This window comes from Devosia sp. GW821-FHT12F11, from assembly GCF_058806655.1.
The window spans coordinates 346,652-358,478 of the sequence record NZ_JBXAPX010000004.1; the positions used below are offsets into that span (position 1 = coordinate 346,652).

The 11,827-nt window shown below is 66.2% G+C and carries 10 protein-coding genes; 6 read left to right on the forward strand and 4 right to left on the reverse strand.

Translation table 11 applies throughout. From position 1 onward, the window contains the following. Positions 1–131 precede the first annotated feature (131 nt). The gene (locus tag AC1ROK_RS14525; RefSeq protein WP_492848037.1) at positions 132–1,037 is read left to right on the forward strand and encodes a TolB family protein; all 906 of its coding nucleotides are present in this window, start codon (positions 132–134) and stop codon (positions 1,035–1,037) included. A gap of 218 nt (positions 1,038–1,255) precedes the next feature. On the opposite strand, the gene AC1ROK_RS14530 is transcribed toward AC1ROK_RS14525, so the two are convergent. Next, on the reverse strand, positions 1,256–1,732 hold the full coding sequence (locus AC1ROK_RS14530) for an Lrp/AsnC ligand binding domain-containing protein (protein ID WP_492848039.1): 477 nt from the start codon (positions 1,730–1,732) through the stop codon (positions 1,256–1,258). 141 nt (positions 1,733–1,873) lie between these two features. On the opposite strand from AC1ROK_RS14530, the gene AC1ROK_RS14535 reads away from it, so the two are divergent. Further along, the gene (locus AC1ROK_RS14535; RefSeq protein WP_492848041.1) at positions 1,874–2,890 is read left to right on the forward strand and encodes a 1-aminocyclopropane-1-carboxylate deaminase; all 1,017 of its coding nucleotides are present in this window, start codon (positions 1,874–1,876) and stop codon (positions 2,888–2,890) included. A 43-nt stretch (positions 2,891–2,933) separates the two neighbouring features. Here AC1ROK_RS14535 and AC1ROK_RS14540 read toward each other — a convergent pair whose 3' ends face one another. The 3 genes from AC1ROK_RS14540 to AC1ROK_RS14550 form a co-directional block, all read right to left on the reverse strand. After that, positions 2,934–3,611: a DUF2461 domain-containing protein gene (locus AC1ROK_RS14540; RefSeq protein WP_492848043.1), complete on the reverse strand. Its 678-nt coding sequence runs from the start codon at positions 3,609–3,611 to the stop codon at positions 2,934–2,936. Beyond that, on the reverse strand, positions 3,608–5,254 hold the full coding sequence (locus AC1ROK_RS14545; RefSeq protein WP_492848045.1) for a pentapeptide repeat-containing protein: 1,647 nt from the start codon (positions 5,252–5,254) through the stop codon (positions 3,608–3,610). The genes AC1ROK_RS14540 and AC1ROK_RS14545 overlap by 4 nt, the downstream gene beginning before the upstream one ends. A 256-nt stretch (positions 5,255–5,510) precedes the next feature. Next, entirely contained in the window at positions 5,511–7,682 is a 2,172-nt protein-coding gene (locus AC1ROK_RS14550) for an FdhF/YdeP family oxidoreductase (RefSeq protein WP_492848047.1), read from the reverse strand. A gap of 331 nt (positions 7,683–8,013) precedes the next feature. On the opposite strand from AC1ROK_RS14550, the gene AC1ROK_RS14555 reads away from it, so the two are divergent. The 4 genes from AC1ROK_RS14555 to AC1ROK_RS14570 all read left to right on the forward strand — a co-directional run bounded on the left by AC1ROK_RS14555 (position 8,014) and on the right by AC1ROK_RS14570 (position 11,804). Further along, positions 8,014–8,574: a cysteine hydrolase family protein gene (locus tag AC1ROK_RS14555; protein ID WP_492848049.1), complete on the forward strand. Its 561-nt coding sequence runs from the start codon at positions 8,014–8,016 to the stop codon at positions 8,572–8,574. Next, positions 8,571–9,563, forward strand: a complete 993-nt coding sequence (locus AC1ROK_RS14560) for a GlxA family transcriptional regulator (protein ID WP_492848051.1) — start codon at positions 8,571–8,573, stop codon at positions 9,561–9,563. The genes AC1ROK_RS14555 and AC1ROK_RS14560 overlap by 4 nt, the downstream gene beginning before the upstream one ends. Before the next feature lie 154 nt (positions 9,564–9,717). Further along, positions 9,718–10,371, forward strand: a complete 654-nt coding sequence (locus AC1ROK_RS14565; protein ID WP_492848053.1) for an ankyrin repeat domain-containing protein — start codon at positions 9,718–9,720, stop codon at positions 10,369–10,371. Positions 10,372–10,577: 206 nt separating this feature from the next. Beyond that, positions 10,578–11,804 carry an efflux RND transporter periplasmic adaptor subunit gene (locus AC1ROK_RS14570; protein WP_492848055.1) on the forward strand — a complete coding sequence of 409 codons (1,227 nt, stop codon included), beginning with the start codon at positions 10,578–10,580 and terminating at the stop codon, positions 11,802–11,804. Positions 11,805–11,827: the final 23 nt, after the last annotated feature.

Sequence of the window (11,827 nt, forward strand, 5' to 3'; positions counted from 1 at the left end):
TCCAGCTGCCAGATGCATAACGTGCTTCGCGCCGTCGTCGAACATCACGAAAGAAGAAAATCGCAGCAGGGGCCGTTCCGCTGCTGTTCGTTCCGCTGGCAGTATCAGCCGACTGACCGGGAGGATTCGACGTGCCGCAGAAGCCCAACTTTGCCCGCCGCGGCCGCAGCCTCTTGCCGGGCCAGGTTTCGGAACTGACCATCATCGATATCGACGGCGGCAACCGGCAGGTGCTGTTCACCGCTGACGAGATCATCGAGGCGCCGAACTGGACGCCCGACGGCAAGACCCTGGTGTTCAACGCCGGCGGCGAGCTCTGGACCATCGCCGCCGACGGCATCGGGGAGATCGCAAAGCTCGATACCGGTCACCTCAACGACCTCAACAACGACCATGTACTGTCGCCCGATGGCACCACGGTCTATGTGAGTTCCGACGACGGACACCTCTATGCCCTGCCGATCGCCGGCGGCGCGCCGCGGCGGGTGTCGAACAGCTACCCGCACCGCCACCACTATTACCTCCACGGCATCTCGCCGGACGGCAGGACGCTATCCTATGTCGGCATCAATGCCGTGGGCGATAACCAGTGGGCCAAGGTCAACATCTGGACCATCCCCGCCGCGGGCGGCCCGGATACGCAGCTGACCGACGTGCTGGTGCCCAATGACGGGGCCGAGTATTCGCCCGACGGCCAGTGGATCTGGTTCAACTCCGAGCAGGGTTCACCCAGTCATGCCCAGATCTTCAAGATGCGCACCGACGGCTCGGAGCTGACCCAGGTCACGTTCGACGAGCGGGTGAACTGGTTCCCCCACTTCGCGCCCGACGGCCAGTCGATCGCCTATCTCAGCTACCCGCCCGGCACCAAGGGTCACCCCGCCGACAAGGACGTGATCCTCCGCTTCATGCGCCCCGACGGCACCGGCACCCGCGACATCATCGGCTTCAACGGCGGCCAGGGGACGATCAACGTCAACTCCTGGGCGCCCGACAGCCGGCGGTTTGCCTATGTGGCGTATCCGATGGACGCTTAGCTCCATACGGGTGTGACACCAGCCCGGGCTCTATCCCCAATGTCGCCCAACCCACGGTGTCACCCGGGCGCAGGCCGGGGCCCATCCTGAGATGGGGTGGTTACACGGACGAGCCGAAGCATCTCAGGATGGGTCCCGGCCTTCGCCATCGCGTTTGGGGCGCTCTGGTGGTGAACCTCACCGGTATCAGGCCAGCGGGAATTACGCCGGTGTCCCACTCAAAACTCCAGCGCCCGCCCATCCACCACTTCCTTCATCACGAAGAAGGTTCGGGTCTGCCGTACGCCGGGCAACCCGATCAGTTGCGTGCCGTGCAGGCGGTTGAAATCGGCCATGTCGCGCACCCGGATCTTCAGGAAATAGTCGAAGTCACCCGCCACCAGGTGGCAATCGAGCACGAATTTCAGCTTCGCAGCGGCGCTCTCGAAGGCGGCAAAACTCTCGGGTGTCGAGCGGTCGAGCACCACCCCGACCAGCACGAGCGTGCCGAGCTCGACTTGGTGCGGCGCCACCATCGCCCGGAAGCCCGAGATGTAGCCGGCCTCGATCAGCTGCTGCGTTCGCCGGTGGCAGGTCGCGGCGCTGACCCCAACTTCCGCCGCGAGATCGGCATTGCTGATCCGGCCATCGCGCTGCAGCGCCCGCAGCATCTTCAGGTCGATCCGATCGAGATCGTGGTCGGAAGATTCTTTCATATTGGCTCCCGTGCTCGGTAGAACACATGTCCGGCTGACGCCCAGACGGCCGCTTCGCACAGCTTTGGCGCCAACATTGAAAGCACCCCTCGCGCGGTAATTGCTAGCCTTGAGTCAGATCAGAGCTCAAGGAGCCCTACCATGAACCTCGCGAAATTCCCCCGCTACCCGCTGACTTTCGGCCCCACGCCAATCGAAAAGCTCGAACGCCTCGGCGCCCATCTCGGCGGCAATGTCGAGCTCTATGCCAAGCGTGAGGACTGCAACTCCGGCCTTGCCTTCGGCGGCAACAAGCTGCGCAAGCTCGAATACATCGTCCCCGATGCCATCGCCTCGGGCGCCGACACGCTGGTGTCGATCGGCGGCGTGCAGTCCAATCACACCCGCATGGTCGCGGCGGTGGCCGCCAAGATCGGCTTCAAGTGCCGGCTGGTACAGGAGGCCTGGGTACCGCACGAGGATGCGGTCTATGACCGGGTCGGCAACATCATGCTGAGCCGCATCATGGGCGCCGACGTGCGGCTGGTCGATGACGGCTTCGATATCGGCATCCGCGACAGCTGGAAGAACGCCATTGCCGAAGTCGAAGCGGCCGGCGGCAAGCCCTACCCTATTCCCGCTGGCGCCTCGGTGCACAAGTTCGGCGGTCTCGGCTATGTCGGCTTTGCCGAGGAAGTGCGCATGCAGGAAGCCGAGCTCGGCTTCAAGTTCGACTACATCGTCGTCTGCACTGTCACCGGCTCCACCCATGCCGGCATGCTGGTGGGCTTTGCCGCCGACGGCCGCGCCCAAAACGTCATCGGCATCGATGCCTCGTGCACCCCGCAGCAGACCCGCGCCCAGGTGCTGGAGATCGCACAGCGCACCGCCGAGCTGGTCGAACTCGGCCAGCCCATCGGGGCCGAGGACGTGGTGCTGCGCGAGGAATACGCCTACCCGATCTATGGCGTGCCGTCGGAGGAGACCAAGGCGGCGATCCGCCTCGTTGGCCGGCTCGAGGGCATGATCACCGACCCGGTCTACGAGGGCAAATCCATGCAAGGGATGATCGACCTGGTGCAGAAGGGCTTCTTCCCTGATGGAAGCAAGGTGCTCTACGCCCATCTCGGCGGCGCCCCTGCGCTCAACGGGTATGGGTACGCATTCCGCAATGGTTGAGCCACCACCGCGCGTGCTTTACTGCTGACTCGCAGGAAACGCCCTACCCCGCTACCTCGGCGATCAGCCAACGCGTGATCGGGGCGGTGTTGGCGAAATGCTCGAGGCAGATCTCGGCGAAATCCGGCCTGGCCGCGGCGCTCGCCGGCAACTCGATGCCGGCGGTCAGCCCTTCATAGAGCAGGAACTCGGCCCGGTCAGGATCGGTCTCGAAGCCGCGCGGCATGAGTTTTCGCGTCTTTTCGCCGATGTTGTACGCACCCTTGGCCTTCACTTCGGCCACCGCCGCAACCAGCGCCTTGCCGGAGCGCGGGTGGATGATCGATTGGCGAAAACTGTCGAGCGTATCCTTGTCGAAGCCGTACATGCCGGTGCCGAGGAACACCCGCTCGGCCTCGATGTGTACGTAGAAGCCCGGCCGGTCCCAGCCGCGCTTGTCGCCGTGCCAGAACCACAGCGCCAGGTGTTGCTTGTAGGGCCGCTTGTCCTTCGAAAACCGGATGTCGCGGTTGATGCGCGAGATCGAGCCGTTGACCTTGGGATCGAACTGCACCTCGGGCGAAATCGCCTTGAGCCTGGGGCCGATCTCGGCGACGAACGCCTTGCCCGGCTCGACATAGCCGCCCTCGTAGAGCGGCCGGTTGGCGTCGAACCACGCCTTCTCGTTATGCGCAGCGATCCCCGCGAGGAACTCGAAAGTCTGTTTTGGGAAGCCGCTCACTCGAATGCTCCTACACGTGTGATCCGATAGGCCTGCTTGGCCTCGAGCCCATCCAGCCACGCATCGGACCAGCGGGGGTGGCGGGCAAATTCCTCGGCGGCGAGCGGCGCGATCTCGAACCGGTCGCGCACAAAGCTCTCGGGCGCCGCCTGCTGGGCGACGGTATCGAGGAAGCCGGCATCGAACACGATGGCGCCGTCGAAATCGACGCTCTTGAGGTCGGCGCCAGAAAAGTCCACCACCCCGAAGATGGTGTTGCGGAACGTGCTGCCCGCCATCGAGGTGCCGGCAAACGTGGTGTTGTGCACCACACCACCATCGAAGTTGATGCCGAAGCCGCGGCTGCCGTCGAACGAGGCGTGCTTCAGGATGGCGCCGGAGAAATCCGCGCCCGAGAGCTGCGCCCCCTGCTGCAACGCCGCCGCGCCGCTGATCGAGGGCAGCTCGCCGGCGGTGAAGCGTGTGTAGTTGATGCTGGCGTTGCGGAACCGCGCATGCTCCAGATAGGCCCCGTCGAACTCCGCCCCAACCAGCAGTTGCCGATCGAAATTGGCAAAGCGCAGCGCGGCGAAGTGGAACCGGATATTGCTGCCGGTGCTGGCCGAACGGACTTCGGCGAAGCTGAAATCGGCGCCGTTCAGGGTCGAGAAATCCGTGAGCCCGTTGGAGATCAGCAACCCGATGATCTGCCCGCGCTCCGGCGACAGCGGCCGATCCGACATTACGCCCGTCTGCTCGCCGGCGAACTGCACCGCGCCATTCGCCGCGTCGAGCTGCTGGCGCACCGTCGCCGAGGCGGCAAGGTCGGTGCGGCGGAGCAGGCCCGACGACATCAGAAGGTTCTCATCGAGATCGGTCAGCGGGTTGCGGAGGTAGCGGTAGGGCCGCGCTGCCGTGGTCGCCGCGATGATGCGCGCCCGTAAACCCGGGCTGAGCAGCGCAATGGCGGGCTGGTCGCCGGCAAAGGTGTTGAACCCTGCCACCTCTTGCGCCACCTGCGCCCCGATCTCGAGGATTTCCGGCACGATCGAAGTGGAGCGCTGCGCCTCGCCCAGCTCGATCTGGCTCTGGATGAAGCGGTTCTGCTCGGCGATGCGCCCGTTCTGGTCCTGCATCAGCCCGATCTGCGTGCGCAGCAGCTGGTTCTGCTGGAACAGCAGCGCCGACCCCGCCAGCGCGGCGATGGCCGCGATGAAGGCAGTGATCGTTGCCATCAGCCAGCGCCGGGTCGAGACCCAGGCGTAGCGCGCCAGCACCAGCTCGGCGAGGTCACGCGCCGACTCCGTCGCCTCGGCGACCTTCTGCAAAGCGGCAAAGCGCGCGACTTCCGATAGCGGCCGGGCAAAGCGCTCCATCTCCACTTCGCCGCGCTTGAACAGGCTCTCCCAGATCTGCCGCCGGAAGATCATCAGCACCCCCGTGACGACCAGCACCAGCACGAGGAAACCGAACAGCAGCCCGAACACCAGACCACCATTGTCGGTGACGAACTCCACCCCGAACGTCGCCAGCGGGAAGCCGACGACGACACCGACTATGAAGACGACGATCGCAATGCCCAGCGTCGCCATGGCGGCGTTGAACGCCTTCGCCCGTTCGCCGGGGCGATCCACTTCCGGCGCCGGCTGCTTATCGTTCGTCATCGTTTTATCCCCGAACCCGAGGCGCAGATTATCCGAGTTCAGTGGGCCGGCAATCCTGACTGTGGGGGCCTTTTTGCATGCCCCCCTTCACCAACTCGACGTCATCCCGCGCAGGCGGGGACCCAGCGCGATCTCTCAGCCTCAACATGCGTTGAGGCATCCCACTAGGTTCCCGCCTTCGCGGGAATGACATCGGTTGGAGAGGCGAGGAAGTGCATCATCTCCTCCGGGCGATGCTCAACTCACCCCAGGCCGCTCAGCCCTCGATCCACACCGGCACCGACTTGAACGCCGGGGTCTTCGAGCGGGGATCGACTGCCGTGCCGCACAGCACATTGGCCTCGGGATAGTAGGCCAGCGCCGAGCCGCGCGGCAGGTCGAACGCCATCGCGGTGCCCTCCATCCGCCCGGTATCCGAGGCGATGGTGACCCGCTGCCCGTCGCGCACCCCGAACGCCGCCATATCCTCGCGGTTGAGGAAGATGGCGTCGCGCCCGGCCTTCAGCCGGTAGCTGTCCTGCTCTTCATAGATGATGGTGTTGAACTGCCCTTCCGAGCGCACCGTGGCGAGGGTCAGCGGCGCGGCGGTTTTGGGCAGCGGCGTGACGACGAAATGCGCCTTGCCGTCCGCCGTGCCGAACTCCGGCGCGTGCATCACCCGGTGCTTGATGTGGAACTCGCGCTTCGCCACGTCGATGTCGGCCAGCTGCTCCAGCCCGGGCACGACTTTCGCAATAACTTCACGGACTTGCCGGTGTTCCTTGAATCGCTCGAAGGGCACCGGGCTATCGGGCACTAGGAGCTTGGCGAGATCGCACAGGATCACCGTTTCCGGCCGCACATTGTCCAGTCGCTCGATGCCGCCATCCGACAGGCGGACGAAGTTGAACATCGATTCCTGCGTGGTCGGCGACCACTCCTCGTCGCGGGCGGTAACGGGGAGGATCAGCACCTCGCCCTCCCCCAGGCCATGGACATGGCCGCGGTTCAGAGTGGTGGTGAGAAACAGCTTGAAGCCGATCGCCTCCATGGCGCGGCTGGCGAACGCGGTGTCGGGCGTGGCGCCCCAGAGGTTCCCGCCCATGATCACCGCACTGTCGATCTCGCCGCGCGCGGCGGCTTCGAGCCCGGCCATGGTGTCGAGCCCCTTGGCCCGGCCGAGCTTCATCCCGAACGCCTGCTCCATGGCAACGAACACCTGCTCGGAGACCACCGGCTTCACCCCGATGGTGCCGATGCCCTGGACGTTCGAATGGCCGCGCAGCGGCAGGAGGCCGGAATAGCGCTTGCCGATCATCCCTCTCAGCAGCGCCAGGTTGGCAATCGCCTCGACATTCTCCACCCCATGCAGGTGGTGCGTCATCCCCATGCCCCAGGCGAACACCACGTTCTGCCGGTTGGCGTAGCGCGTGGCGACGCGCTCGATCGCGGCCTGCGGCAGGCCGGTGATGGCCTCGATCTCCGCCCATGAAACCGCCTCGAGGTCGGCCCGCAGCGCCTCGAAATCCTCGGTGTGCTGAGCGATGAAGCTCCGGTCTTCCGCGCCGATCGTCAGCACCGCCTTCATCAGCCCCTTGAACAGCGCGATGTCGGAGCCGATCCGCGGCTGCAGGTAGTCCGAGGCGATCTCGGTGCCGCCCGACAGCATCGAAGTCGGCGATTTCGGCACGGCGAACTTCACCAGCCCCGGCTCCTTGGCCGGGTTGATGACGATCACGTCGCCGCCGCGGTCGCGACAATGCTTCAGCATGTGGATGAAGCGCGGGTGGTTCGACGACGGGTTGGCGCCGATGACGAAGATCAGGTCCGCCCCGGTCAGGTCCTCGAGCTCGACCGTCGCCGTGCCCTTGCCGATGGTGGTGGCCAGCCCCTCGCTGGTCGCCTGGTGGCAGTAATACGAGCAGTTGTTGACGTTGTTGGTGCCCCAGACCCGCGCCAGCAGCTGGAACACGAAGCCGGCCTCGTTGGACGAGCGGCCGGAGGAATAAAAGAAGCTGCGGTTGGGATCGGTCACCTTCAGCTGCGCCGCGGCATGGGCGATGGCGAAATCCCAGTTCACCGGCTCGTACCGGTCGGCGCCCGCTGCCTTGAACAGCGGCGTATTGAGCCGCCCGAGCTTTTCCATCTCGCGGCCCGAGAGCTGCTGCAAATCGCTCAGCGGATGGAGGAACGCCTCGTTCGGAATGGCCGGCTGGATATCGGTCGATTGCGCCTGCACCGATTTGTTGCAGACCGACGGAAACTCACCGAGCTCATTGGTCATTCCGCCCTTCTGCCCGCCCATGCCATAGGCGCAGGCCTTGCAGGTATTGTGCGCAGTCAGCGCCTTGGCGGCCTTGCCGACGCCCATCCGGCGGATGGTGTCGACCGTGTAGAGCAGCTTTTTGGGGCCGCCGCCAACGATGCGCGGCCTGTCGTCGATAGTCATGAAGTATCCTCGTTGCGCAGAGGTTAGCATCCATCTCCTGCCGTCGTCATCTACGACGGCGGACGTGAGAGCCATCGATGGCCCGCCCAAACTCGGTGTCATCCGTGCGAAAGCAGGGACCCAACTCCGCGGCGAGGGCCTTGCCCTCGTCCGCCACGCTGGTGCAGGCGGCGAAATGGGTCCCTGCTTTCGCAGGGATGACATCCGGTGGGGTGGCAGAACGCGACGTCATCGATGTCCTTTTCTGTCCGCTCCTTGTCCCGCCCCGGCCTTTCGGGCATCCTTGCGGCGACCTACCCTCCGGCCATCATCCAGCCCATGAGGTCCAGAAATGTCCGATACCGCCGTGCTCGTCATCGATGCCCAGGAGTCTTTCCGGCAGCGCCAGAACTGGTTCGAGACCGACTACGCCACCTACCTGAGGAACCAGCAGGCGCTGATCGATGGGGCGCGGGCCAAGGGCCATGCCGTCATCCGCGTGCTGCATGTCGAACCCGAGGGCATCTTCTCGCTCGCCTCCGGCTTTGTCCGCCCGCTCGCCGAACTGCAGCTGACGCCCGATGCCGAGTTCTTGAAGACCCGGCACTCGGCATTGGTCGGCTCGGGGCTCGATGTCTGGCTCACCGAGAACGGCATCCGCCGGCTGATCGTCTCGGGCATCCGCACCGAGCAGTGCTGCGAGACCACCACCCGGCACGCCTCCGATCTCGGCTGGCAGGTCGACTATGTCACCGAGGCGACCCACACCATGGCGCTGACCGACAAGACCGGCCGCACCTGGAGCGTCGAGGAACTGAAGGCCCGCACCGCCGCGGTGCTCGATGGCCGCTTCGCCCGCGTCTGCAGCATCGCCGAGGCACTGGCTGGCGCACCAAAGTCGGCCGCGGCGTGAACCCTGCCCTGCGGAAAATCCCGGTCTATGTCGTGCTGCCGGCGCGGACGCTGCTGCTCGACGTCGCGGGGCCGATGGAGGCCCTGCGCAAGGCCAACCAGCTGCAGTCGGAAGTCCTGTTCGATGTCCGATATGTCGGCGCCCTGCCCGAGGTCACCAGCTCGATCGGCCTCACCGTCAGCGGCATCGCGCCGCTGCCCGAGGCGATCGAGGACCACGCCATGGTGGTACTGTCAGGCGATACCGAGCTGATCCTCGGCGCCGAGCGGCTGGGGCTGATCGAAGCGCCGCTCCACGGCTCGGACGAAATCGTCGCCTGGCTGCGTCGGAACATTCGGCCCGGTGTCCGCCTGGTGTCGATCTGCTCGGGCGCCCTGCTCGCCGCCCGCGCCGGCCTGCTCGACGACCACGCCTGCACCACGCATTTCACCGATTGCGCGCTGCTCGCCGAAACCGCTCCCACCGCCCGCGTGCTGGAGAACCGGCTCTATGTCGAGGATGGCGAGCGCTATACCAGCGCCGGCATCACCGCCGGCATCGACCTGATGCTGCACATCATCGGCCAGTTGGTAAGCCCGGCGACCGCCGCTGCCGTGGCGCGCTTCCTCGTCGTCTACCTGCGCCGCGCCGGCACTGACCCGCAGCTCTCGCCCTGGCTCGAGGGCCGCAACCACATTCACCCGGCGATCCATCGCGTGCAGGATGCCATCACCGCCGACCCGGCGCGCGACTGGTCGCTCGACACCCTGGCCGAGATCGCTTTCGCCAGCCCCCGCCACGTCTCGCGCCTGTTCAACGAGCATGCCGGAATGAGCATCCCCGATTACGTCAACCGGCTGCGGGTCGCGCTGGCCCAGCAACTTCTCAGCGAAACCCGCCTCGATATGGAGCGGATCGCCGAACGCACCGGCTTCGCCTCCTCCCGCCAGCTCCGCCGCGCCTGGGGCCGCATCAACCCGACCCCGCCGAGCGCCGCGCGCTCGCACTAGCTAAGGGAACACGCAAGCCCCTTCGGCGTTACCCCCGGGTCGCTGCAGGAGAGCGCCGATGAATCCTTGGGCCAGCGTGACGCCACTGCCTCCGCCGATTGCGCTCGCCACCGGGTGGCTTCAACCGCCCGGCAAGCGGCGTTATGCTACCCCGATGAGCGATCCCTTCGTTCTCATCACCAGCAACGATCTCGACGGCCTTCGCGCCGAACTGGCGCATGACCCGGAGCTGGCGCATGCGCGGCATCCGAGCGGCGCCTCGCTGGTGGCCTGGGCGGCGTACATGGGCAATGTCGGCGCCATCTCGGCGGTGCGGGCCTGCATCTCGGAACTCGATCCGCATGAGGCGATCATCCTCAACGATGCCGAGCGGCTGGAAGTGGCGCTGGCCGGTGGCTGGGACGCCAATGCCCTCTCGGCCGATGGCTTTACTCCGCTCGGGCTCGCCGCCTTCTTCGACAATGCCGATGCGTTCGAGCTGCTGCTGCCGCTGACCCGCGACGTCAACGAAGCAGCGAAGAACCCGCAGCGGGTCGCCGCCATCCACGCCGCTACCGCCAAACGCAACGCGGTCATGGTCGAGAAGCTGCTGCGCGCCGGCGCCGACCCTAACCAGGTCCAGGCCGACGGCTTCACCCCGCTGCATGCCGCCGCCATGCATGGCGACGCGGCGATCGTCGGGCTGCTGCTGCTGTTCGGCGCTGACCCGGGCCAGCTGAGCGCCAAGAACCGTTCGGCGGCGAGCTATGCCCGCGAAGGCGGGCACGAATGGCTGGCGGCGCGGCTGGAACAACTCGCTCCTCACTGAACCGCTCACCCCCAACGGTGAGCGCCTCTGGCGCTCATCCCAACGGCGAGCGCCCTTCGGCGCTCGTCCGTGACCCGCCGCGCGGGAGCATTCCGCTCACCCCAACGTTACGGCGATTTAATGTGAAGCGCCGGGTGCCGATGCTATCGTTCGCGCCATTCTGCCCCTGATCCGGCTGGGGCACATCTCGTTTAGGATTCGGTCGCTTGTTCAGGCAATTGCTGCTTTCGCTCGTCGTCATAGGAGCGGCCGCGGTCGCTTACGTCTTCTTCGTGCCCGGCGCCACCGAGACATTGGCTCGCTTCGGCATCACCCTCCCCTTTGGCGAACCGGCCGAAGCCGCGAACGGCCCGACCGGCGCTACGGGCCAGCAGCAGGCAACCGGACAGCGCGGCCCTGGCGGCGGCCAGGGCGGCGGCCGCGGCGGCAGCCGCACCATGGTGGTGGTCACCGCGCCGGTGCTGCTCGCCACCATCAACGACAAGCTGACCTCGATCGGCGAAGGCGCGGCGGCGCACTCGGTGACCGTGGTGTCGCCGGCCAGCGGCACCCTGGCCGAGCTGACGGTGCGCCCCGGCGACGCGGTCAAAGCGGGCGCCGTGATCGGCCGGCTCGACGCCGATGCCGAGCAGATCGCCCAGGAACGCGCCAAGCTTGCCTTCGACGACGCGCAGACGGCGCTCGATCGCACCAACGAACTGGCCAAGGCCAATAATACCACCACCGTGCAGGTCGCGGCGGCGCAACTGGCGTTCAACAACGCCCGGCTGGAGCTGCAGAACGCCGACCTGGCGCTCGCCAAGCGCACCATCTCGACGCCGATCGCCGGAACGGTGGGCCTGTTCCAGGTCAGCGCCGGCAACACCGTGACCTCGCAGAGCGTCGTCACAACCATCGAGGACACCTCGCATATCCTCGTCAGCTTCTGGGTGCCTGAGCGCTATGCCTCGGCCATCAGCACCGGCATGCCGCTGACCGCGGCGGCCGTGGCGCTGCCCGGCCAGACCATCGCCGGCCAAGTCAGCGCCGTCGACAACCGCATCGATCCGGCGAGCCGCACCCTGAAGGTCGAAGCCGCCATCCCCAATGACGAAGGCCGGCTCAAGCCCGGCATGTCGTTCTCGGTTTCGATGAGCTTTGCGGGCGAACAGTTCCCCTCGGTCGATCCGCTCGCCATCCAGTGGTCGAGCGCCGGCAGCTATCTGTGGAAGTTCGTCGAGGGCAAAGTCGAGCGCGTGCCGGTCGAGATCATTCAGCGCAACTCCGACGGCGTGCTGGTGAAGGCCGAGCTCAGCGAAGGCGACCAGGTGGTGACGCAGGGCGTGCAGCAGCTCACCGCCGGCGCGAGCGTGCGATTGCTGGACGATCCAGCGGGCGGCCAGGGCGGTGAAGGCCGGAAGCGGCCGACGGAAGCCGCAGGGAACCCGTCATGAGAACGACTTATAGAGACTCCCCC